Annotated in this window: 16 protein-coding genes and 1 pseudogene; 14 read left to right on the top strand and 3 right to left on the bottom strand. The window is 62.7% G+C overall.

All coding sequences use genetic code 11. The features are described 5' to 3' along the window. Window positions 1-12: 12 nt before the first annotated feature. The 6 genes from BMZ79_RS14055 (at window position 13) to BMZ79_RS14080 (ending at window position 7,282) form a co-directional block, all read left to right on the top strand. Window positions 13-1,599 carry a peptide chain release factor 3 gene (locus tag BMZ79_RS14055; protein ID WP_090641075.1) on the top strand — a complete coding sequence of 529 codons (1,587 nt, stop codon included), beginning with the start codon at window positions 13-15 and terminating at the stop codon, window positions 1,597-1,599. 177 nt (window positions 1,600-1,776) lie between these two features. Next, window positions 1,777-2,847: a LacI family DNA-binding transcriptional regulator gene (locus BMZ79_RS14060; RefSeq protein ID WP_256252738.1), complete on the top strand. Its 1,071-nt coding sequence runs from the start codon at window positions 1,777-1,779 to the stop codon at window positions 2,845-2,847. A gap of 60 nt (window positions 2,848-2,907) precedes the next feature. Further along, window positions 2,908-4,074 (top strand): Gfo/Idh/MocA family protein, encoded by a 1,167-nt coding sequence (locus BMZ79_RS14065; RefSeq protein WP_090641077.1) that lies wholly within the window; start codon window positions 2,908-2,910, stop codon window positions 4,072-4,074. Between the two features lie 114 nt (window positions 4,075-4,188). Continuing rightward, window positions 4,189-4,812 carry a ThuA domain-containing protein gene (locus tag BMZ79_RS14070; protein ID WP_090641079.1) on the top strand — a complete coding sequence of 208 codons (624 nt, stop codon included), beginning with the start codon at window positions 4,189-4,191 and terminating at the stop codon, window positions 4,810-4,812. 44 nt (window positions 4,813-4,856) lie between these two features. Then, entirely contained in the window at window positions 4,857-5,951 is a 1,095-nt protein-coding gene (locus BMZ79_RS14075; protein WP_090641081.1) for a Gfo/Idh/MocA family protein, read from the top strand. 233 nt (window positions 5,952-6,184) lie between these two features. After that, window positions 6,185-7,282, top strand: coding sequence for a Gfo/Idh/MocA family protein (locus BMZ79_RS14080; RefSeq protein WP_090641083.1), 1,098 nt, complete (start codon window positions 6,185-6,187; stop codon window positions 7,280-7,282). Window positions 7,283-7,477: 195 nt separating this feature from the next. Here BMZ79_RS14080 and sspI read toward each other — a convergent pair whose 3' ends face one another. Further along, window positions 7,478-7,714 carry a small acid-soluble spore protein SspI gene (gene sspI, locus BMZ79_RS14085; protein ID WP_090641085.1) on the bottom strand — a complete coding sequence of 79 codons (237 nt, stop codon included), beginning with the start codon at window positions 7,712-7,714 and terminating at the stop codon, window positions 7,478-7,480. A 134-nt stretch (window positions 7,715-7,848) separates the two neighbouring features. Between sspI and BMZ79_RS14090 the strand changes: the two are divergent. Then, window positions 7,849-8,526 (top strand): annotated as a pseudogene (locus BMZ79_RS14090) (TrkA family potassium uptake protein); the annotation flags it as partial. Between the two features lie 19 nt (window positions 8,527-8,545). Then, window positions 8,546-9,346 (top strand): TrmH family RNA methyltransferase, encoded by an 801-nt coding sequence (locus BMZ79_RS14095; RefSeq protein WP_090641089.1) that lies wholly within the window; start codon window positions 8,546-8,548, stop codon window positions 9,344-9,346. 85 nt (window positions 9,347-9,431) lie between these two features. On the opposite strand, the gene BMZ79_RS14100 is transcribed toward BMZ79_RS14095, so the two are convergent. Continuing rightward, complete coding sequence (locus BMZ79_RS14100; protein ID WP_090641091.1) at window positions 9,432-9,647, bottom strand: hypothetical protein; 216 nt, start codon at window positions 9,645-9,647, stop codon at window positions 9,432-9,434. A gap of 348 nt (window positions 9,648-9,995) precedes the next feature. Here BMZ79_RS14100 and BMZ79_RS14105 point away from each other — a divergent pair, with 348 nt between their 5' ends. Next, window positions 9,996-16,886, top strand: a complete 6,891-nt coding sequence (locus BMZ79_RS14105) for an OmpL47-type beta-barrel domain-containing protein (RefSeq protein WP_177222145.1) — start codon at window positions 9,996-9,998, stop codon at window positions 16,884-16,886. A 137-nt stretch (window positions 16,887-17,023) separates the two neighbouring features. Here BMZ79_RS14105 and BMZ79_RS14110 read toward each other — a convergent pair whose 3' ends face one another. Further along, window positions 17,024-17,920, bottom strand: a complete 897-nt coding sequence (locus BMZ79_RS14110) for a helix-turn-helix domain-containing protein (protein ID WP_090641095.1) — start codon at window positions 17,918-17,920, stop codon at window positions 17,024-17,026. A 168-nt stretch (window positions 17,921-18,088) separates the two neighbouring features. On the opposite strand from BMZ79_RS14110, the gene BMZ79_RS14115 reads away from it, so the two are divergent. From BMZ79_RS14115 to BMZ79_RS14135, 5 genes are all read left to right on the top strand, one after another. Beyond that, window positions 18,089-18,931, top strand: a complete 843-nt coding sequence (locus tag BMZ79_RS14115) for a sugar phosphate isomerase/epimerase family protein (RefSeq protein WP_090641097.1) — start codon at window positions 18,089-18,091, stop codon at window positions 18,929-18,931. 5 nt (window positions 18,932-18,936) lie between these two features. Further along, window positions 18,937-19,962 (top strand): Gfo/Idh/MocA family protein, encoded by a 1,026-nt coding sequence (locus BMZ79_RS14120; protein WP_090641099.1) that lies wholly within the window; start codon window positions 18,937-18,939, stop codon window positions 19,960-19,962. A 530-nt stretch (window positions 19,963-20,492) separates the two neighbouring features. Then, a complete protein-coding gene (locus BMZ79_RS14125) occupies window positions 20,493-21,593 on the top strand; it encodes a Gfo/Idh/MocA family protein (protein ID WP_090641101.1) in 1,101 nt (366 codons plus the stop codon). Window positions 21,594-21,605: 12 nt separating this feature from the next. Beyond that, window positions 21,606-22,496: a carbohydrate ABC transporter permease gene (locus BMZ79_RS14130; RefSeq protein ID WP_090641103.1), complete on the top strand. Its 891-nt coding sequence runs from the start codon at window positions 21,606-21,608 to the stop codon at window positions 22,494-22,496. 13 nt (window positions 22,497-22,509) lie between these two features. Beyond that, window positions 22,510-23,352 carry a carbohydrate ABC transporter permease gene (locus BMZ79_RS14135; RefSeq protein WP_090641105.1) on the top strand — a complete coding sequence of 281 codons (843 nt, stop codon included), beginning with the start codon at window positions 22,510-22,512 and terminating at the stop codon, window positions 23,350-23,352. Window positions 23,353-23,390: the final 38 nt, after the last annotated feature.

The following is a 23,390-nucleotide window of genomic DNA, read 5'->3' on the forward strand; positions in this document are numbered from 1 at the left end:
AAGGGAACAGACATGAGCAAAACGATTACGGACGAAATCAAGCAGGAAGTCGAGAAACGGCGCACGTTCGCCATCATTTCTCACCCCGATGCGGGGAAAACGACGCTGACGGAGAAGCTGCTCCTGTTCGGGGGCGCGATTCGCGAAGCGGGTTCCGTCAAGGCGCGCAAAGCGAGCCGCCACGCGACGAGCGACTGGATGGAGATCGAGAAGCAGCGCGGCATCTCCGTCACGTCGTCCGTCATGCAGTTCGATTACAGCGGACACCGGGTCAACATTTTGGACACCCCGGGCCACCAAGACTTCAGCGAAGACACCTACCGGACGCTGACGGCCGCGGACAGCGCGGTCATGCTGATCGACGTCGCGAAGGGCGTCGAGGCACAGACGATCAAGCTGTTCCAGGTGTGCAGCAAGCGCGGCATACCGATCTTCACGTTCATCAACAAGCTGGACCGCGAAGGCCAGAATCCGTTCGAGCTGATGGAAGAGCTCGAGCGCGTGCTCGGCATCCGGGCGGTTCCGATGAACTGGCCGATCGGCATGGGCCGCGAGCTGTGCGGCGTCTACGACCGGATGAAGAACCAGGTCGAGCTGTTCCGGGGCAACGACCATTCCACGATCGAGGTGCAGAAGGTCGAGGACTACCATGATCCGCATATTCGCGAGATGGCCGGCGATTATCTGACCGATCAGCTGATCGCGGATCTGGAGCTGCTGGACGTGGCCGGCGACCAGTTCGACTACGAGAAGGTGCGCGCGGGCGAGCTGACGCCGCTCTTCTTCGGCAGCGCCGTCAACAATTTCGGCGTGCAGACGTTCCTCGAGAACTTCCTGCAGCTGGCGCCGGCGCCGACGCCGCGCCAAAGCACGTCGGGACCGGTCGATCCGATGAGCGAGAAGTTCACCGGCTACGTATTCAAGATCCAGGCGAACATGAACCCGGCGCACCGCGACCGGATCGCGTTCCTGCGCATCTGCTCCGGCCGCTTCGAGCGCGGCATGAGCGTGCGCCACGTGCGCAACGGCAAGGACATCAAGCTGTCGCAGCCGCAGCAGTTTCTGGCCCAGGACCGGGATATCGTCGAGAACGCGTATCCGGGCGACATCATCGGCCTGTTCGATCCCGGCATCTTCCGGATCGGCGATTCGCTCGCGCAGGGCGGAAACATCGTGTTCGACGAGCTGCCGACGTTCTCGCCGGAGCTGTTCGCGAAGGTGACCGTCAAGAACGCGCTGAAGCATAAGCAATACCAGAAGGGCATCGACCAGCTGACGGAGGAAGGCACCGTGCAGGTGTTCCAGTCCACCGGCAACTTCGACGAGACGATTCTCGGCGTCGTCGGCCAGCTGCAGTTCGAGGTGTTCGAGCATCGCATGCGTTCGGAATACGGCGTCGACATCATGCTGCACCGGATGCCGTTCCAATTCGCGCGCTGGATCGTCGACGAGAAGATCGATCCGTCCAAGTACCGGATCAACTCGACGCTCGTGAAAGACAAGAAGGACAATTACGTCGCGCTGTTCGAGAACGAATACGCGATGCGCACCGCCATGGAGAAGAACCCCACCTCCAAGTTTTTGGAGATGGCGCCCTAATAACCAAGCAGGCCCCGCGTCCGGCGAAGTCGGATGACGGGGCTTTTTTCGCTGCGCCGGGCCGAATGGCCGACAAATAAGGGACGAGAGCGCCAGTCCGAAAGGCTTGCCGTTCTTTTCCGCGATTCGACGCGATTCGCCGTTGACAACCGGGTGCCGCCGTGAGAGAATGTACGCGTGTACATTCTAGATGATGCAGAACGGGAGCGAGGACCTATCCGTAAAAAAGTCGCTGAGCTTGCCGGCGTTTCGGAGGCGACGGTTTCGCGCGTGCTTAGCGGCGTCGGGTCGGTCAAGCAGGAAACGGCGAAACGGGTGCTGGAGGCGGCGGAGCGGCTGAATTACGTGCCGAGCGCGCTCGCGCAGCGGTTTGCGCTGCGCAAAAGCGGCAATCTGGGCGTCATTCTGCCGATGCTGGCGAAGGTCAACCTGTTCTCGACGTATTATTTCTCCGAAGTGCTGAGCGGGATCGGGATCGCCGCCAAGCGGCGCGGGTACGATCTGCTGCTGCTGTTCCGCGAGCCGGAGGAGCCGCGGGATTACGCCAACCTGTTCCGGACGCAGAAGATCGACGCCTGCATCCTCATCGGGGCGCAGGACGTGCCGTCCGAGCGCGAGGCGCTGGCGGAGCTGAAGGAAGGGAACCATCCCTTCTGCCTCGTCAATCAGCGGTTCGGCGGCGAAGCCTACAATTCCGTGGATGCCGACCAAGGCGCGGGCCTGCGCGAAGCGGTTCGCCATCTCCTGGCGCGGGGACGCCGGCAGATCGGGTTCCTGAACGGGCCGGCGGTCTATTCCAACAGCCGGGACCGGCTGGACGCGTACCGGGAGGCGCTGGCGGAAGCCGGTGCGGCGTACGAGCCCGAGCGGGTGCTGCTCGGCAACTACAGCCGCAAGACCGGTTACCTGCAAGCGAAAGCGGTTGCAGACCTCGTGCGGGCGGGCCGGCTGGACGCCGTGATCGCCGCGAACGACCGGATGGCGATCGGGCTCCTGCAGGGCTTGAAGGAGCTCGGCATCCGCGTCGGCGACGAGCTCGCGCTGATCGGCTGCGACGATTCCGACGTCGTGCGCATGACGGACCCGCCGCTGTCCTCGATTCGCGTGCCGTTCTTCGACATCGGCCGCGAAGCCGCCGAGCGGCTGCTCGACGCCGTCGCGAACCCCGCGGACGCCGCTCCGTTCGACGTCAAGCTGCCCGTCGAGCTGATTGAACGCGCTTCCTCCATGCCCGACGGCACGACCTGAACTGAAGATTGTTCCAGCTATTCTATTCAACCCAATCATGCGGAGAGGTGGAATCGTACGATGAGCAGCATTCGAGTAGGGATGATCGGTTACAAATTCATGGGGAAGGCGCATAGCAACGCCTATCGCGCGCTGCCGATGTTTTTCCCGGACGTGAAGCGTCCGCAGATGGTCGCGATTTGCGGCCGCGACGCCGCGGGGGTGGAGCAGTCCCGCGCGCAGTTCGGCTGGGAGAGCGCCGAGACCGACTGGCGCAGCCTGGTCGTCCGCGACGACATCGACGTCGTCGACATCAACGCGCCGAGCGACGCGCATAAGGAAATCGCGATCGCCGCGGCGAAGGCGGGCAAGCATATTTTCTGCGAGAAACCGCTGGCGCTGAACTTGGCGGACTCCGTCGAGATGCTGAACGCCGCCGAGAAAGCCGGCGTCAAGCACATGGTCGGCTTCAATTACCGCTTCGCGCCGGCCGTCCAGCTGGCGAAGAAGCTAATTGCGGAAGGCCGCATCGGCAAGATATTTCACTTCCGCGGCTTCTTCCTGCAGGATTGGATCGTCGATCCGGAATTCCCGCTCGTCTGGCGCCTGCAGAAGGATATCGCAGGCTCCGGCGCCCACGGCGACCTGGGCGCGCACGTCATCGACATGGCCCGGTTCCTCGTCGGCGAATTCCATGAAGTCATCGGCATGAGCGAAACGTTCGTCAAGGAGCGTCCGCTGCTGACGGCGACGACCGGCGGCCTCACCGCGAAAGGCGACAAGGGCGCGCCGAAGGGCGAAGTGACGGTCGACGACGCGACGCTGTTCCTCGCGCGCTTCGACAACGGCGCCCTCGGCAGCATCGAAGCGACGCGCTTCGCGCCGGGCCACCGCTGCACGAACTCGTTCGAGATCAACGGCAGCAAAGGCAGCATCAAGTTCGACTTCGAGCGGGTGAACGAGCTGCAAGTGTTCTTCTCCGACGACGCCGACGACGTGCAGGGCTTCCGCCGCGTGCTGGCGACGGACGGCGCCCACGCGTACAGCCAAAACTGGTGGCCGCCGGGCCACACGATCGGCTACGAGCACACGTTCACGCACGAGATGGTCGAGTTCATGAACGCGATCGCGGAAGACCGCCAGCCGGTGCCGAACTTCGCGGACGGCGTGGAATGCCAAGCGGTGCTCGAAGCGGTCGACAAGTCGATCGAGGAACGCCGTTGGGTCGCGATTTCGGAGCTGCGCTGAGCCGCCGTTTCGGGCGGGCCGAAGGTTATCGAAGAGCAAACGGCGCTGGGACGCAGACGGCCATAGCGGGCTTAGACCGCATTTGAATACGCGACAGAGGAAGGATTTTGGACGATGAAAAAAGCGCTTATCGTATGGGGCGGATGGGACGGCCATCAGCCGAAGGAAGTCGGGGAAATTTTCGCGGGCCTGCTGCGCGAGGAAGGGTTCGACGTGACGGTGTCGGGCACGCTGGACGCGTTCGCGGACAAGGAACTGATGGCGAGCCAGGACTTGATCGTGCCGGTATGGACGATGGGACAGATCACGCAGGAGCAGCTGCGTCCGCTGCTGGATGCGGTGCAAGCGGGCTGCGGCATCGCCGGCTGCCACGGCGGCATGGGCGATTCGTTCCGCAACGAGACGGACTTTCAGTACATGGTCGGCGGCCAATGGGTGGCGCATCCGGGCAACGACGGCGTCCGCTACGACGTTAACATGACCGACGAGAACGATCCATTGACGAGCGGCATCGGCGACTTCGAGGTCGTCTCCGAGCAGTACTACATGCATGTTGACCCAGCGGTGAAGGTCCATGCGACGACCAACTTCGGCGACGTCAAAATGCCGGTCGTCTGGACGAAAACCTGGGGCCAGGGGCGCGTCTACTACAACTCGCTCGGCCATCAGGCGAACATCGTCGCCATGCCGCAGACGCTCGAGCTCATGCGCCGCGGCTTTCTGTGGGCGGCACGCTGAACGAACGATTATCATAAGGATTCCAGCAGGGAGGCATATTACCCATGAAGCCAGTTAAAGTCGGCATTATCGGCTGCGGCAACATCAGCCGGATTTATTTCGCGAATTTGAAGAAATATCCCGAGGTCGAGCTCGTCGCGGCGGCCGACATCGACATCGAGCGCGCGAAGGAGCGCGCGGCGGAATACGGCGTGCCGAACGCGTATACGGTCGAGCAGCTGCTCGCGGATCCCGAGATCGAAATCGTCGTCAACCTGACGATTCCGAAGGCGCACGCCTCCGTCTGCCTGCAGGCGCTCGAAGCGGGCAAGCACGTCTACGTCGAGAAGCCGATCGTCGTGACGCGAGAGGAAGGCAAGCAGGTGCTGGAGCTGGCGGCCGCCAAAGGCCTCCGCGTCGCGAGCGCGCCGGAAACGTTCCTCGGCGGCGGCATTCAAACCTGCCGCAAGCTGATCGACGACGGCGCGATCGGCCAGCCGGTATCGGCGACGGGCTTCATGATCGGCGGCGGCCACGAGAGCTGGCACCCGGATCCGGAGTTCTACTACGAAATCGGCGGCGGCCCGATGTTCGACATGGGGCCGTACTACTTGACGGCGTTCGTGACGCTGTTCGGCCCGATCGAACGCGTGACGGGCTCCGCGCGGATCTCGTATCCGGAGCGGACGATCACGAGCGAGAAGAAGCGCGGCAAAACGATCGTCGTCGAGACGCCGACGAACATCAGCGGCGTGCTGGATTTCGAGAACGGCCTGATCGCCACGCTGATCACGAGCTTCGACGCCAAAGGGGGCACGTCCCTGCCGAACATCGAGGTGCACGGCAGCGCCGGCTCGCTCCTCGTGCCGGATCCGAACGGCTTTGGCGGTACTGTCAAGCTGCGCCGGGCGGGCGGCGACTGGGAGGAGATCGAGCTGACGCACGGATATACGGACAATAACCGCGGCATCGGCGTCGCCGATATGGCGCGCGCGATCCGCGAAGGCGGCCCGCACCGCGCGAACGGCGAGATGGCGTACCACGTGCTCGAGGCCATGCACGGCATTCACGACGCGTCCCGCGACGGCAAGCATTACGTCATGGAAAGCACGTGCTCGCGTCCGGAGCCGATGCCGGCGCTGGAGAAGCAGTCCAACTGACGGCCGGCGCCGCGCATGCGGCGACGATGACGAAGGAAGACCGAAGGAAGACAGCCCGTCCGTCATGGCGGGCTGTTACGCGTACCGGGCCGCGACCGGCAGCCGCGCAAAGCGGAACGGAAGAAGCGCAGCGTCACGGAACAGCAGGTTGAACCGCGAACCAACACGATAAGGCCGCGCCGGCAACGGCGACCACCTCGTCCGGAGCGGCAAAAAAAGGGAGCATGCGACGAATGAAGCCAGTGAAAGTAGGCGTTGTCGGCTGCGGCAACATCAGCCAGATTTACTTTGCGAATCTTAAAAAATATCCCGAAATCGACCTTGTCGCGGCCGCCGATATCGACCTGGAGCGCGCGAAGATGCGGGCCGAGGAATTCGGCCTGGCCAAGGCGTACACGGTCGACGAGCTGATGTCCGATCCCGAGATCGAGATCGTCGTCAACCTGACCTTCCCGAAGGCGCACGCCACGGTCTGCCTGCAGGCGCTGGAAGCGGGCAAGCACGTCTACGTCGAGAAGCCGCTCGCCGTGACCCGCGAGGAAGGCCGCAAGGTGCTGGAGCTGGCGAAGGCGAAAGGGCTTCGCGTCGCGAGCGCGCCGGAGACGTTCCTCGGCGGCGGCATCCAGACCTGCCGCAAGCTGATCGACGACGGCGCGATCGGGCAGCCGATCTCGGTATCCGGCTTCATGATGGGCGGCGGGCCGGAAGGCTGGCACCCGGATCCGGAATTTTTTTATGAAGTCGGCGGCGGCCCGATGTTCGATATGGGGCCGTACTATCTCACCGCGTTCATCACGCTGCTGGGACCGATCCGGCGCGTGACGGGCTCGGCCGTCATCTCGTACCCGGAGCGGACGATCACGAGCGAGAAGAAGCACGGCAAAGTGATGAAGGTGGAGACGCCGACGCACATCGCGGGCGTCCTCGACTTCGCGAGCGGCGCCGTCGGCACGCTGATCACGAGCTTCGACGCGAAGGCCGGCACGTCGCTGCCGAACATCGAAGTCCACGGCAGCGCGGGCTCCCTGCTCGTGCCGGACCCGAACATGTTCGGCGGCACCGTGAAGCTGCGCCGAGTGGGCGGCGAGTGGGAAGAGATCGCGCTCACCCACGGCAACACGGACAACAACCGCGGCATCGGCGTCGCCGACATGGCGCGCGCGATCCGCGAAGGCGGCCCGCACCGGGCGAACGGCGCGATGGCGTTCCACGTGCTCGAAGCGATGCACGGCTTCCACGACGCGTCCCGCGACGGCAAGCACTACGTCATGGAAAGCACCTGCGAGCGTCCCGAAGCGATGCCGGCGCTGGAGGGCTCGACGACGGTCTGACGGCAGCGCGACGATAGGCGGGATACCTGCCGGCTCGCCGGCTTCGCGGCAACTAAACAGCCTGCCCCTACAACGGGGCAGGCTGTTATCGTTATCGGCGCTCGGCAGCGGCGCTTCTAATCGCGCCGCACATGAAACCCGCCGGGGCCGGGCACCTTGTAAGCAAGCCAAACCGAACGCTCGCGGCGTCCGCCGTCAGCTCGGACTCGGGTTCGCCCCGGTCGCCCGGTTCAGGTGGTTGTACAGCAGCTCCACCATCCGGTTTTGCTCCGGCGCCTTGCTGTTTTGCCAGATCATTTCGAACAACACGCCGAGGCCGGGAAGCGCCCGTTCGTCGCTGTTGATGGAGCTTTCGATCACGTCGGTCAATTCCGCGCCGGATTTGTTTTGCACGCGTTGCACGATAGCCTGCCGCAAATCAAGATTGTTCAAGCCTATCCCTCCATCACTTGAATTCCCGTTTAATATCTCCTTCGCGCGTGCAATTCATGCCGGACTGACGCGGCCCGCCATTCGGTTATCGCCGGCAGGTATGTTATAATAAGTTAACTTTACATCGCGCGCGGGAGGGTTGCGGATTGGCGAAGAAGCAATACGCCGTCATCGGCATGGGGAGATTCGGGTCCAGCGTGGCGCACGAGCTGTCCGAGCTGGGCTTCGAGGTGCTGGCCATCGACGTCAGCGAGCAGAAGATCCAGGAGGTGTCGAGCTGGGTGACCCACGCGGTCTCGGTCGACACGACGGACGAGGAAGCGCTGCGGGCGCTCGGGCTCCGCAATTTCGACGTCGTGGTCGTCGCCATCGGCGAGGATATCCAGGCGAGCATCCTGACGACCATCATCCTGAAGGAGCTCGGCGTGGCGAAGGTCATCGTGAAAGCCCAAAACGAGCTGCACGGCAAGGTGCTGAACAAAATCGGCGCGGACAAGGTCGTGTTCCCCGAACGGGACATGGGGCTGCGGGTCGCGCATCACCTCCTGTCGCCGAACGTCTTGGAATACATCGAGCTGTCCAGCGATTACGGCATCGTGGAAATGAAAGCACCGGACTTCATGGTCGGCCTCAATTTGCTGCAGCTCGAGATCCGGGCTCGTTACAACTGCAACGTCCTCGCCATCAAGCGCGGGACGGAAATGAACGTCGCGCCGTCGGCGGAGGACGCCATTCGGGCGGGGGACGTGCTCGTCATCGTCGGCCGGACCGAGGACGTGGCCGAACTCGAGATTTCGTATGCGGAAGGCTGAGGGGAACGTGCGGAATTCAATGAATCGAACGACAAGCATTACGTCGCTGCAAAACGAAAAAGTGAAAGCGATGGCCGCCTTGCTGGACAAGAAGCATCGGGACCGGAGCGGGCGTTTCCTGATCGAAGGCGTTCATCTCGTGCTGGAGGCGCTGCAGGCGGGAGCGGACGTGGAGACGATCGTCATCGACGCCGAACGCGGCGTGCCCACCGAGCTCCGGGCGCCGCTCGGACAGGCCGGCTGCGAGCTGATCGAAGCGACGCCGGCGATCATGGCGAAGTGCACCGGCACGGATTCGCCGCCGCCCGTCTTCGGCATCGTGGCCAAGCCCCGCGCCGACGCTTCGGCGCTCTACCGTCCGGACTCGCTCGTCGTCGTCCTTGATGGCGTGCGCGATCCCGGCAACGCGGGCACGATCATCCGCAGCGCGGACGCCGTCGGCGCGGACGCGGTCGTGCTCGGCCGCGGGAGCGTCGATCTGTATAACCCGAAGACGGTGCGCTCGACGATGGGCTCGCTGTTTCATCTGCCCGTGGTGGAAGGCGACTTGGCCGAGCTGCTGCCGGAAGCCAAGACGCGCGGGATTCATCTGGTCGGCACGAGCCTGCAGGCGACCGCGACGTGCTATAGCTACGACTGGCGGGGGCCGACCTGGCTGCTGCTCGGCAGCGAATCCACCGGCTTGTCGGACGAGGCGCTCGCCATGGTGGACACGCGCATGATCATTCCGATGCACGGCCGGTCGGAGTCGCTGAACGTCGCGATGGCGTCAACGGTGCTGCTGTACGAAGCGCTGCGGCAGCGGCGGTATGCAAGGTAAGGATTGGAACGCGGTATAAAGAAAGGCGACCAACGCTATCGTTATCGTTGGTCGCCTTTTTTTGCCGTCCTGGATAGGAAAGCGATTATCGGCCCGCCTCGTCCTGCTTTTCCGCCTCGAAATCGCTCAGGCTTTCCTTGCGCCGCTCGTTCTTGGCTTCGATGATTCGCTTCTCGTCCGCGCTGATTTCGCCGGCGTGTTCATCCAGGTAGCTCTCCGCTTCGCGCATGTTCGCTTGCGTATGCTCGATATGCTGCTGCAGATGAACCTCGTTATCCGCGCGGTTATCCGGTTTTGCCATGCCGCATCCTCCTCCCGCCCCATTCTGCCGAACCTGCTCTATCATGTCCGGAAGCGGGCCGGGCTATTCCGCGAGAGCCGTGTCAGTGACACGCCGCCAAACCGCGGCAGAGCCCGGGGAATCGGTAGTTTTACCATAGATTTTGGAGGATTACCATATGTAAGTGCTTTCAGGTTTTCTTTATAATGATGGAGGACATGCGCGGAAGCTGTCCGATTCAGTCGCGAAGGGGGAGGTTTCCGGTTAGGGCGCCCGAATGCGAACGGGCGGAACTGGCACCGTGTCAGACAGAGGGGAAAGACGCATGACGCAAGACAAGGACAACGATGGATGCAGGGAGGTAATGAAATGAGAAACAAGCGCGGATGGAGCCGGAATCGCCGGTCCATGGCGTTATTGCTCACGTTTTCCATGCTTATATCGGCTTTTGTCGGCTTCGGCTTTCCACGATCGGTTCAGGCTGCGGACAGCGACGCCGATCGGATCACGTCGGTCCTCTCGCCGGCGTATCGCTCGGACATCACGGAGGATACCGTCACGATCGAATTCTACAATAAGCTCGGCACGACCGCGAAGGTCTATTCGCAGAAACAGCCGGGCGACTTGAACAATACCGCCAACGGCACGAAGGAGCTGGTCGGCGAAGTCACGCTCGCGGACGGGCACGGAAGCGTGGACTTCCCGGCGTCCGAGTACCCGTACGGCCCGATTTCCGTGCGCATTCAGGTGTTCCAGAACGGCACCGAGCTCGACAACGCCTACCTGCAGCTGAACAACAAGGCCGGCGTGCAGTGGCGGAACGGGCTGGACAACGCCCCGGCCAACCCGGTCACGAGCGGCATGGACGTCGTCTATACGGACGACTTCAAGACAATGCCGACGATCAACAAGTCCGGCATCGGCGCTACATACGCGTCGGCGAAGGTCGACGAAGCGCGCGGCGGCATGTTCGGCTGGGCGGCGTTCGAGGATTACGACGGCGCGTACAATCCGTTCTCGATCGCCGACAACGAATTCATGCAGCTGACGACGACGTACCACCCGACGGGCTACGTCCGCAACGATTATTGGAAGCAGAAGGTCAGCACCGGCTACCTGTCCTCCATGAACCAGGCGGGCGGCGGCTTCCATACGGAGGGCGGCCGGAACCAATATTTCGAGGCGCGCATGTTCTTCGGGCCGAACCCGGGCATGTGGCCGGCGTTCTGGACGCTGACGGCCAACGGCTACGTCCAGAATCCGGACCTGGCGAACCAGCCGAGCGACGAGCTCGACATCCTCGAAGGCTATATGGGGACGCCGCAGGGCTATCAGATCGCGTGGCATCCGTGGGGCTACGACAAGCCGGCGGCGGCGGACTACGACGCCAGCAAGCTCGGCGGCGGCTACAAGGTCGACCTCGATACCCCGGCGTTCAACAACATCAACCTGGCGATGGGCTTCCATACGCTCGGCGTGTACGTCACGAAGGACTGGACGTACTACTACTGCGACAACATCGAAGTCACGCGTCATAAAACGCTGCCGTTCAGCTGGCAGTACGGCAATTATTTCATCCTGAACGCGGCGGTGTCCGATCATTACGGCATCGACGGCAACGCGGCGGATCCGTTCGAGAACTTCGACGTGCCGGGCGGCTTCACGCGCTACGGCAACGAAAGCGACACGTACGTCGACTGGGTCCGCGTGTACCAGGACGCGCCGGACGCGGTGCGGTTCGAGAGCGATGCGTCCGTGAAGGCGCTCTCCGGCGACGTCGTGCGCGTCAACGTGAGCCGCAACGACGCGGCGGCCGCGCTGTCGGGCGCGTACCATGTCGATGCGCCGAACGGCTGGAAAATCATGAGCGGCGGCCAGTTCGTCGACATGAACGGCACGTACAACGCCGCGTTCGCGGCGGGCTCGGCAAACGACACGCTGACGTTCCTCGTGCCGGGCGACTACACCGAGACGTCCAACATTACGATTACGCCGGTGGCAAGCGACGATACGTCCTACGCGCCGATCGTCGTCAGCGCGACGGCGACGGGGGCGGAAGGCGAACTGATCCGCGTCGACGCGACGACGTACCCGTACCGCAATACGACCGGGGGCGATCAAGGATCGTGGGCTTCTTACGATCCGGGCACGAATTCCGAGACGTATTTCAATTTCATCGACGGCGGCTGGTGGCGGGACGGCTGGAGCTGGATGTACGTGAACGAGAACGCGTCGACCGCCATGGAGTTCAAGTTCAACGGCACGACGATCGGGCTCGACATGACGAAGTGCAGCGAGTGCGGCGAAGGCGACATTTACTTGGACGGCCAGCTGCAGCAGCATATCGACACGAACGCCCCGGCCGATCAGACCGTTCGAATCTTCGAGAAGAGCGGGCTCGCGGACGGCGACCATACGCTCAAAATCACGGGCGCGAACAGTTCGGTCACGCGGTACTTGCGGATCGCCGGCTTCGAATTCCGTCATTTCGAGGATCCGAACATGCCGAAGTTCTGGAGCGAGGATACGTTCTTCAAGGCAGGCGGGGGCGACGAAATCGCCGTGAACATCAGCCGCAACGGCGCGGCGGGCACGCGCTTCGGCACGTATGAGCTGACGTTCCCGACGAGCGGCTGGCAAGTAAAGGCGGGCGGCGAATGGCAGACGGCGACGAGCCAGTCGTTCTCGACCAACCACTACACGGACACCCTTCAATTCAAGGTGCCGGCGAATTACGCGAGCAAGGACGGTAAAATCATAATTACGCCGACGATCAGCGACGGCACGTATCCGCCGATCAAGGTGACCGTGCAGGCGCCGGATGCGCCGGAAGCGCCGCCGATCACGGGCAGCGGCGAGATCCGCACCGTCGATTCGGCGACGTATCCGTACGTGACGTCCACGGGCGGGACGGACGGCGCGTGGACGTCGTTCGATCACAGTTCGCAGCCGAACGATTACTTCGCGTTCAACGGCAACTGGTGGAAAGACAGCTGGGCGTGGATGTACATCACGGCCGGCACGAACCAAGACCTGACGTTCGCCTTCGAAGGCGACGCCGTCGGGCTGTATGCCCGCTATATCGACGGCGGCAGCTCGTTCGACGTGTACATCGACGACGTCAAGCAAGGCTCGGTCGACACGAACGGCAGCAGCGGCAAGCGCCGCGTATTCAGCAAGAGCGGCCTTCCGGCCGGGAATCATACGCTCAAGCTGGTCGTCACGAAGCCCGGCGGCTCCATCGTGCTGGAAGGCTTCGAGTACGATTACGTGAAGTCGAACGAAGTCCAGACGATCCGCGTCGATTCGTCGACGTACCCGTACGTCGGCAAGACGGACGGAACGGCCCCGGCTCCGACCAGCGGTCCGTGGACGAACTTCGATCCGTCGACCCAAGGCAAGGCGTATTTCACGACGACCGGCGGCTGGTGGAACGATTCCTGGGGTTGGATGTACGACAACGCCGGCAATAACGGCGACGTGACCGCGTTCACGTTCGACGGCACCGCCGTGTCGGTGTTCATGCGCACCTACAGCAAGGGCGGCCTGCTGGACGTCTATCTGGACGGCGCGTTCCAGTCGACGATCGATTCCAGAAGCGACGCGGAGACGAACAACGCGAAGGTGTTCGAGAAGACCGGCCTGCGCGGCGGCGAGCATAAGCTCGAGCTGAAGGTCAAGAGCGAGAGCGGGCGGGAAGCCGTCGTCATCTCCGGCTTCGAATACGTGCACGACCCGAGCGCGGCCGTTCCGGGCTTCGCCGCGCCGGCATCGGTCGACGTCGTGCAGGGCGAGAACGCCAGCATTACCATTGCCCGCGACGAGTTGGCGCAGGAGCTGGCCGGCACGTACGAAGTGACGTTCCCGGACGAGGACTGGTCCGTCGTGTCCGGCGGCAGCTTCACGGCCGGAAGCGCGAGCGACACGATCGTCGTCAGCGTCCCGGCCGACTACGCGCTGCCGAACGGCCAAATCAAAATCGCGCCGATCGCGGACGGCGTCAAGTACGCGGCGCAGACGGTCTCCGTCGTGGCGCCGAAGATCGCGCTGCCGAATCTGGTGACGCTGCAGTCGCCGGCGTACCGCGCCGACATCGACGGCGAGACGACGCTGAACTTCAGCGCGAAGGGCGGCTACGCCAAGGCGGCGGCCTACATGCTGCATCAGCCGGACGCCCAGCACGCGGACGCCTCCGGGTATATCGTCAAGCTCGGCGACGTGACGCTGGACGCCGACGGCAAGGGCTCGATCGCGTTCGATGCCGATCAATTCCCGCACGGCCCGGTCGCCGTGAAGGTGACGGCGACGAAGGCGGACGGCACGACGGCCATCGAAGACTACTTCCAGTTCTACAACGCGGGCGGCGCCGATTGGAACATGGGCCTGGACAACGCGCCGATGCCGGCGCAATTGGCCGGCTTGGACATGGACGTGACGTTCCAGGACGATTACAAGACGATGCCGACGATCTCCAAGACGGGGAAGGACGGCCAAGGCAACCGCACGACCTACGCCTCGCACAAGCCGGACTATAAGGATTACGGAAACGCCTTGTTCGCGGACCGCGGCGGCGCGTACGATCCGTTCCGGCAGGTCGAGGATTACTTGAAGATCAAGACGACGTATTACGAGGACCCGCTTCCGTCAAGCGTAGACGGTTACCAGCGCCATTACACGACGGGCTTCCTGAGCTCCGTGGGCGACGACGGCGTCGGCTTCCGCACGAAAGGCTACGCGGACCAATATTTCGAAGCGCGCTTCTTCGTCGGCGCCAACCCGAATCAATGGCCGGCATTCTGGACGCTGACCGGGGTGAACGACGAGGCGACCGACGAGCTCGACATCATCGAAGCGTACCCGCCGAACGTCTCGGGCTACTCGATCGCGACCCATCCGTGGGGCTACGACAACCTCGACGGCGGCGGCAAGGCCGTCAACACGGTCGATCTGGTCGGCAGCGACGCCGGCAACATTTCGATGGGCTTCCATACGTACGGCGTGCTGATCCAAGAAGACTACACGACGTACTACTTCGACAACAAAGAGGTGTATAAGCAGAAGACGCTGCCGCTCTCGTGGCGCAAGGGAAGCTACTTCCTGATCAACAACGCCATGACCCAGAGCGACGCGTTCCCGCCGGGCTACGGCTTCGAGCGCTACGGCGACCAATCCGACATGTACATCGACTGGGTGCGCGTATACGAGCATCCGCAAAGCAGCTCGGACGTCGTTTTCGATACGGCGGCCTTCAGTCCGGTGAACGTCACGCCGGGCGAAGACCTGAGCGTGGACATCCATCGCGTGACCGACGGCGCGAAAGCGCTGAGCGGCACCTATCAGGTCGACATGCCGGAAGGCTGGACGGTCGTCGCCGGCGGCACGTTCGCGGCGGGCGCGTCGAAAGACACGCTGGTGCTGCACGTCCCGGACAATTACGCGAAGTACGTCTACGAGCTGAAAATCACGCCGGTCGGCTCGAACGGCACGCCCTACAAGACGATGACCGTGCAAACGAAAAACACGGACGATTCGCTCGGCGTGGAGATCTATCCGGCGCAAAACGCGGATAAGACCGGCTGGGACGTCAAAGTCGCGCTGACCAACAAGAACGATTCCGGCAGCATTGCCGGCGGCACCGTGCAGGTTGAAGAACCGGCAGCCGTCGCGGCCAGCTACGGCTTCGGCGACATCGCCGGCGGCGCGACGCAATACGTGACGATTCCGGCTTCGATGCTGTCGCCTGACAGCCGCACGCACTTCGCGTTCCGCGTCACGAACGCGGACGGCTACGACCGTACCTTCGCGAAGGACATCACCGACTTGACGGCGACGCGGGTCGATCCGGAGCATCCGATCGCCGTGAACGGCGCGATCGATCCCGATCAATGGGCCGGTTCGCAGGCCATTCATCTGGGCGAGGGGCAATCGACGTCGACCGACGGCAAACCGTACAGCGCAAGCGACCGGTCGGCCGACCAATACGTGAAGTGGGACGACGATTATCTCTATCTGGCCGTTCAAGTGACCGACGACGTGCACAGCATGGCGTCCGACAACGTCTACGACTCGTGGGGCTCGGACAGCCTGCAGGTGTCGTTCGACCCGGAACGCCCGGGCCGCACGGCCTCGAGCGACAGCCACCCGCGCTTCATCGCGTCGCTGAACGCGGCGACGGGCGTATCCGCGCTCGGCGTCGAGACCTGGGGACCGGTCACGACCGGCAATGTGGATGACATCCCGTACAAATTCACCCGCGACGAAGCGCATCACCTGACGAATTACGTGATCGCGTTCCCGTGGAGCAGCCTGCTGACCGACGCCCGCAAGCCGGCGACGGCGGATTTGACCGATCTCGGCATCTCGGTGCTCGTGAACGACAACGACGGCGGCGGCCGCGAAGGCTGGCTGGCCTACATGGACGGCATCTCGAGCGGCAAGGATCCGCTGAAGTTCGGCGACTTGATCCTGTCGTCCGAGTCGTCGCTGCAGGCGACTCCGGCCGACAAGACGGCCCCCGTAACGGATATGACGGCGGTTCCTTCCGAACCGGACGGGCAGAACGGCTGGTATGTGCACCCTGTCGAGCTGCAGTTGACCGCTTCGGACGATAGGTCGGGCGTCGCACAAACGGAATACAGCGTTGACGGAGGGGCGACCTGGCTGCCTTATGACGGGCCGATCGCGCTTCACGAAGACGCGTCGACCACGATCCGTTACCGCTCGACCGATGCCGCGGGCAATCTCGAAGCGGCCAAAGAAAGCCTTATCCAATTGGATATGACGGCGCCGGCCGTGACCGCTTCGGTTCATGATGGAGAAGCGTTCACGGACGACCAAACGATCAAACCGGAAATCGTCGTCTCGGATGCGGTTTCCGGCGTGGACGCGAGCAAAACGGTCGTGACGCTGGACGGCGCGCGGCTTCAGTCCGGTGAAACGGTGGAGCTGAGCGGGCTGGCGCTCGGAACCCACGTCTTGGTTGCGGAGGCAAGCGACAATGCGGGGAATGCCGGTACGCTGACGGTTCATTTCCAAACGACGGCAACGATCGATTCCTTGCGCGCCCTGGTGGACGGATTCAGGGCGGACGGATCGATCGACAACGGCGGTATCGCGAACAGTTTGTCGAAGAAGCTTGAGAAGGGGAACTTGGACAGCTTCGTAAACGAGGTGAGCGCGCAGAGCGGGAAGCATATATCAAACGAGGCGGCGGCATGTCTGCTTCGGGACGCCGCTTTCCTCATCCGGCAGCAGCAGTAAGTCGAATCGCTCGAAAAGGAGCCGGCGTCGTCGCCGGTTCCTTTTTTTACGTCCGGGAGATGCGACGACCGAATCGCCGGCGGGCTCGGCCTCCTCGGATGTATAGGCCAGCCGCGATCGCCAAGACGGCGCTCCGTTCAGCCTTCCGACCGCGCCTTGACGGAGCGCGCGTATTCCGAAGGCGACATGCCGGTCGCTCGCTTGAAGTCGCGCGAGAAATAATGAAGACTGCCGTACCCCAGCTGGGCCGCGATCTCCGTCAGGTTGTACTGCTTCTCGCGAATCAAGGTTTTCGCCTCCGCGATGCGCAGCTGCTTGAAGAACTCCATCGCGCCCGTGCCGACGCGGGATTGGAAGAGCTCCTTCAACCGGGTCCTGCCCACGTGCGCGGCCCGGCACAGCCGGTCGAGGGTCAGATGGTCGGCCAGATGCTCCTTCATGTAGGCGACGACGCGTTCCAGCAGCTGCTGGTCGGCGTTGTCTTTCTGGGTATAGGTCGGCTTGAGCGCGTCCGGCTCCGGCGCCGTCTCCCCGCGCAGCAGCAGGATCAGCAGCGTTTCCAGATACGACTTCATCAGCTGCTGCCCGCCGAACGGGGCATCGGGGCGCGGCGTCAGCCGATGGAAGAGCGGGTCGTCGAAGGGCGGGGCGAACGCGCCGAAGCCCTCCTTCAGGACGAGCGCCAGCAGCTCCCGTTCCCGCTTGCCGAGGTCCGTGACCCGCTCCTCGAATCCGGCCATGGCGTCCGACGGGCATGCGAACGAGATGACGACGAGGTTCGGCGGCTTGTGCCGCTCCGCGACCCGGACCGTATGGAACTCCCCGGGCTTGTGGAAGATCATCTCCCCTTCCGAGAGCTGGACGGTCCGGTCGTCGGCGCGGACCTCGACCTCGCCCTTGTCGACGTACAGCAGCTCCCAAAAATCATGCGCTTCGCCCTCGAAGACGTAGCCCTTGGCATATTCGAAATAGTGAAAGGAATACAGCTTCGCGATCGTGATCGATTGTTGCAGCGCGACCGAAGTGAATTCCATGGCGCGTCATCCTTTCGTCCGGCGGGGTTGTCTTCCGTTTGTCTTCTTCTCATTTTACCATAGCGCGCTAACCGGACGCGGTGCAAATAATCCGGCCGAATGGCTAAATCCAGCCCGCCGCCGCTTTCCTATAATGAGAGTCAAGACGGAACGGAAGGGAGCAGGACGATGAAAAAAGGCATCAACGTATGGTCGTTCGGGGAAGGCGCGACGATTGCCGAGTGCATGGCGATCGCCAAGGACGCCGGCTTCGAAGGGATCGAGCTGTCGCTGGACGAGACGGGGCCGCTCAGCTTGGCGAGCGGCAATCGGGAGATCGAGGACGTGCGCAAGCAGGCGGAGGACGCCGGCATCGCGCTGACGAGCCTGGCGAGCGGCCTCTATTGGAGCTATTCGATGACGAGCGCGAAGCGGGAGACGCGGGAGAAGGCGAAGGATATCGCCAAGAGGCAGCTGGAGGCCGCGGCCATCCTCGGCGTGGATACGATTCTGGTCATTCCCGGGGCGGTCGGCGTCGATTTTATTCCGGGCAGCGAAGTGGTGCCGTACGACCGCGCTTACGAGTACGCGCTCGAGGCGGTGACGGAGCTGGCGGGCTCGGCGGAAGCGGCGGGCGTGTCCATCGGGATCGAGAACGTATGGAACAAGTTCCTGCTGTCCCCGCTCGAGATGCGGCAGTTCATCGATTCGGCGGGATCCGCGCACGTCGGCGCGTACTTCGACGTGGGCAACGTCGTGTACGCCGGCTACCCGGAGCATTGGATCCGCATTCTGGGGCCGCGGATCAAGAAGGTGCATTTCAAGGATTACCGGCGCGAAAGCGGCGGGCTGTCCGGGTTCGTCGACCTGCTCGCCGGGGACGTGAACTATCCGGAAGTCGTACGCGCCTTGGAAGAGATCGGGTACGACGGCTACGTGATCGGCGAGATGATCCCGCCGTATACGCACCACGCCAAGCAAATCATTTATAATACGTCCGCCTCGATGAGCGCGATTTTGGGAAGGAGCTAGACCGCATGCTGAACATCGGATTAATCGGCCTCGGCTTCATGGGCAGAACGCATTTGGACAACTATTTGCGCCTGGAAAAGGAGGGCGTGCCGATTCGCGTGACCGCGATTTGCGACATCGATCCGGACAAGCTGGAAGGGCGCGCCACGGGCGGGAACATCGACACGTCTTCCGGCGAGGCGGCGGATTTCGGCCGGTTCCGCAAGTACGGCTCCGTGGAGGAGATGCTGCGCGAGGAACGGCTGGACGCGGTGGACATCGCGCTGCCGACGTACCTGCACAAGGATACGGCCGTTCGGTGCCTGGAAGCGGGCCTTCACGTGCTGTGCGAGAAGCCGATGGCGCCGAGCGCGGCGGATTGCGAGGCGATGATCCAAGCCGCCGAGGCGAGCGGCAAGCAGCTGATGATCGGCCAATGTCTCCGCTTCTGGCCGGCGTACGAATACTTGAAGGACATCGTGGACCGGAAGCCGTTCGGGCGCGTGACGAGCGCGTCGTTCTTCCGGGGCAGCGGCACGCCGACGTGGGGACCGTGGCTGCTGGAGCGGGACAAGAGCGGCGGCGCCCTGCTCGACATGCACGTGCACGATACCGACGTCGTGAACTGGCTGTTCGGCGTGCCCGACGCGGTCTCCTGCCAGGCGCTGAACGTCATCCCGGGTTCGGGATACGACATCGTGTCGACGAACTACCGGTACGGCGACGGCAAAGTCGTGAACGCGCAGGTCGACTGGACGCTGCAGGGCGATTTCGGCTTCGAGATGAGCTACCGGGTGAATTTCGAAGGCGGCAATCTGCTCTTCCGGGGCGGCGCCGTGCGGGTCAACCCGAACGCGGGAGCCGGGTACGACGCCGAGCTCCCCGAAGATCAGGGCTACTATTTCGAGCTGAAATATTTCGCGGAAACGCTGATCGCGGGGCGGGCGCTCGCCGCCGCGACGCCGCGGAGCACGCAGGAGACGATCCGGATCATCGAGGCCGAGATCGCGTCCGCCTCCGCGTCCGGCGAGTGGGCAGCCGTGCGGCGCTGACCGTCTTGCAGGCGCGGGCGCGGATTCGCCGGGAGGGCGACCGCCGCGCGCGGCCATATCATAGGTAAGCGGAACGGGCGGAGGCATGCCTCCGTCCGTTTCGTCGTGTTCGCCTGCGCGCGGGGCCGCTTCCGGTCTTGGGCGCGGCGCGCGAAAGGCGCTTCGGGGCCGGCTGCCGGCCATCCGAAGCGCCTTTTCGACATGGGATGTGCTTTGCGGCAATTATACCTGACAAGGCAATAACATATCCTCCGTTTGCGCAAATGATACATATATTTGCGCTTCGAAATCATAGACGCGCGTAACCGTATACATTGCCGAATAAACTGGAATAGTAGCGTTTTCGCGTCTAAATTGCGGAAATGCGTTGTTTTCATTATATTTGCGGCAAATATCGCGATATATTTTAGCCAAAAACGGTTGACATTATCCTAAAATTGCATTAAGATCTTATCAAGTCCTTACCTGTGTTATATTAACTGACATTGAAGGCGAATTGCCGCAAATACGAGACAACGGAGTGTGCGCGAATGGGAAAGTTACGAATGGGATTCATCGGCGTCGGCGACATGGGCTCGCATCATTGCATCGGCTTCGATCTGTTGGACGGCGTCGAGGTCAAGTATATCTGCGACATGAACGAAGCGAACGTGGCCCGCACGCTGGCCGAGCTGAAGCACGGCCGACCGGCCGTTTGCGCGGACTACCGCGAGCTGCTGGATAAGGACGACCTCGACGCGGTCGTCGTCAGCGTGCCGAACTACAAGCACCGGGAAGTGGCGGTCGCGTTCCTGGAGGCCGGCAAGCACGTCTTCCTGGAGAAGCCCGTGGCCCATACGCTCGCGGATTGCGACGCGATCCTCGAGGCGGCGGCCAAGCACGAACAGGTCCTGCAGATCGGCCTCGTCTACCGGTACTCGAACTTATACCGCCGCATGGCGAAGGAAGTGGGGAACGGCCGGCTGGGCGGCGTGAAGCTGATGTGGTGCAAGGAGTTCCGCGATCCGTTCCCGCCGGCGGACTGGTTCTACGATAAGGACAAGTCGGGCGGCGCCATCGTCGAGAAGGATTGCCATCATTTCGATATTTTCAATTGGATGATCGGAGCGAATCCCGTCCGCGTCTTCGCCTCCGGAGGGCAGCACGTCATGAAGCGGGGCGAGCGGAATCTCATCACCAACTCGTACACCCACTACCCGGCGAAGACGATCGTCGATACGTCGATCGTCGACCACGCCTTCATCACCATCGATTACGACAACGGGAGCAAGGCGAATCTCGGCCTGTGCATGTACTTGAAGCCGAAGAACCTGATGGGCGAAGGGCTCGAGATCGGCCTCATCGGCGATAACGGCGGACAGATGGTCGCGAGGAACGACAAGGTCATCGACATCGCGGGCGGGGCCGATTCTACAAGAGAACGTCTGGACATGGACGTGACCTCGGATTCGATTCTGGGCGGCCACACGGGCGGACAGACCCAGCGCATCGAATTCGTCCGCTGCATCGCGGAAGGCGAGCGGCCGTTCGCGTCCGGGGAGGTGGGGCGCAGCGCGCTGCTGATCGCCCTGGCGGCGGAGAAATCCATCGCGGAAGAGCGGTACGTGTATTTGGAGGAGCTAGCCAAGTAAGGGGTGTTCGGGATGAATCGCCTGAGGAGATACGACACGCTGTTGTTTTTCTTGTTCATTATGCCTTGGATCGTCGGCTTCATCGCCTTTTTCCTGATTCCGTTCGGGACGTCCTTCTTCTACGCGTTCACGGACGCGAGGCTGCCGGGCGCGGTCGACTACCGTTTCGTCGGCTTCGCTAATTTCGTACATATGGCCGGCGACGCGATCTTCATGAAGAGTTTGTTCAACACGCTTTATTTCGTGGCGATCGGCGTGCCGGTCGTGACGGCGGGCATGCTGTTGCTGGCGCTGCTGCTGAATCTCAACGTCAAGGGCATCGCCGTGTTCCGCACGTTCTACTACTTGCCGACGCTCGTGCCGATCGTGGCGACGGTCATCATCTGGCGGCTCGTGTTCAACTCGGAATTCGGCATTCTGAACGCCGGCCTCGGCCTGCTCGGCATCGGCAAGACCGATTGGTTGGGCGGCGAGCACACGATCAAGCCGGTCATCATTCTGCTGCAGGTCTGGATATCCGGCAGCGGCGTGCTGATCTTCCTGGCGGCGCTGAAGAACGTGCCGGGCCATCTGTACGAAGCCGCCGAGATCGACGGGGCGGGCAGGCTGCGCCGGTTCTTCGCCATCACGCTTCCGATGATCAGCCCGTCGATTCTGTTCGTCGTGATCATCCAGACGATGTACAACTTTCAGATGTTCACGGAGGCGCTGCTGCTCTCCAAGGGCGGACCGAATTACGCGTCGTACACCTTCGTCTACAACATCTACAAGTCGTCCTTCACGGATCTGAAGTTCAGCATGGCGATGTCGCAGTCCATCTTCCTGTTCGCCGTCATCGCGCTGGTGACCTTCGTGCTCATGAAAGCGTCGAACCGGTTTGTGTACTACGAAGGCGAGAGATAGGGGGAAGAACCGAATGAACGGCAGACGAAAGAGCGGCGCCGCAAGCACCGCCTTGAAATACTTCTTGTTAAGCGCGGTTTTCCTGCTCTTCGCGGGGCCGCTGGCCTGGATGCTCTCGACCATGATGAAGACGAAGGCGGAAACCTACAAAGCGCCGCCGTCGCTGCTGCCGGAATCGTTGAATGTCGACGCGTTCCACCGGTTGTTCGCCATTCAGCCGCTCATGTGGAAGTGGATCCAGAATTCGTTCTCGATCTCGATCCTCGTCGCGGCTGGCGCGGTGATCTCGAGCTCGATCGTGGCTTACGGCTTCTCGCGGTTTCAGACGAAGTACCGGGACCGGCTGTTTCCGATCGTGCTGGTGACGCTGATGATTCCGCCGTCCATCATGATGATTCCGTCCTACGTCCTGTTCGTGAAGCTGGGGTGGATCGATACGTGGCTGCCGCTGATCGTGCCGGCCTGGCTCGGGGGCGCGTACTACATTTTCTTGTTCCGGCAATTCTTCTTGACGATTCCGCAGGAGCTGGACGAGGCGACCTACCTCGACGGCGGCAACCGGTGGACGGTATACGCCCGCGTGGTCATGCCCTTGTCCAAGCCGATCATCATCACGACGGTCATCTTCGCGTTCGTGAATTCCTGGCTCGATTTTCTCGGGCCGTTCCTCTATATCAAGAACAGCGAGCTGTTCACGCTCAGCGTGGGCCTGCAGCTGCTCATCGGCCAGACCAGCCAGGATTTCCCGGCGCTTGCCGCCGGAGCGTTCATCAGCATCATCCCGATCGGCCTGCTGTATTTCTTCGCGCAGCGTTACATCGTAGAGGGGGTCGTGCTCACGGGCTCGAAAGGCTGACGCAAGGCAAGACCGGGTTCCCGGGAAGCAATCATCGT

The sequence above is a fragment of the Paenibacillus sp. UNC496MF genome (assembly GCF_900113915.1).
Classification (GTDB): Bacteria; Bacillota; Bacilli; order Paenibacillales; family Paenibacillaceae; genus Paenibacillus_Z; species Paenibacillus_Z artemisiicola.

Bases quoted from the DNA above. Each gene is read 5' to 3' on its own strand.
- BMZ79_RS14055 (WP_090641075.1), top strand. From the start codon at position 13: ATGAGCAAAACGATTACGGACGAAATCAAGCAGGAAGTCGAGAAACGG.
- BMZ79_RS14130 (WP_090641103.1), top strand. From the start codon at position 21,606: ATGAATCGCCTGAGGAGATACGACACGCTGTTGTTTTTCTTGTTCATT.
- BMZ79_RS14080 (WP_090641083.1), top strand. From the start codon at position 6,185: ATGAAGCCAGTGAAAGTAGGCGTTGTCGGCTGCGGCAACATCAGCCAG.
- BMZ79_RS14120 (WP_090641099.1), top strand. From the start codon at position 18,937: ATGCTGAACATCGGATTAATCGGCCTCGGCTTCATGGGCAGAACGCAT.
- BMZ79_RS14100 (WP_090641091.1), bottom strand. From the start codon at position 9,647: ATGGCAAAACCGGATAACCGCGCGGATAACGAGGTTCATCTGCAGCAG.
- BMZ79_RS14110 (WP_090641095.1), bottom strand. From the start codon at position 17,920: ATGGAATTCACTTCGGTCGCGCTGCAACAATCGATCACGATCGCGAAG.
- BMZ79_RS14135 (WP_090641105.1), top strand. From the start codon at position 22,510: ATGAACGGCAGACGAAAGAGCGGCGCCGCAAGCACCGCCTTGAAATAC.
- BMZ79_RS14105 (WP_177222145.1), top strand. From the start codon at position 9,996: ATGAGAAACAAGCGCGGATGGAGCCGGAATCGCCGGTCCATGGCGTTA.
- BMZ79_RS14065 (WP_090641077.1), top strand. From the start codon at position 2,908: ATGAGCAGCATTCGAGTAGGGATGATCGGTTACAAATTCATGGGGAAG.
- BMZ79_RS14095 (WP_090641089.1), top strand. From the start codon at position 8,546: ATGAATCGAACGACAAGCATTACGTCGCTGCAAAACGAAAAAGTGAAA.
- BMZ79_RS14075 (WP_090641081.1), top strand. From the start codon at position 4,857: ATGAAGCCAGTTAAAGTCGGCATTATCGGCTGCGGCAACATCAGCCGG.
- BMZ79_RS14070 (WP_090641079.1), top strand. From the start codon at position 4,189: ATGAAAAAAGCGCTTATCGTATGGGGCGGATGGGACGGCCATCAGCCG.
- BMZ79_RS14125 (WP_090641101.1), top strand. From the start codon at position 20,493: ATGGGAAAGTTACGAATGGGATTCATCGGCGTCGGCGACATGGGCTCG.
- BMZ79_RS14115 (WP_090641097.1), top strand. From the start codon at position 18,089: ATGAAAAAAGGCATCAACGTATGGTCGTTCGGGGAAGGCGCGACGATT.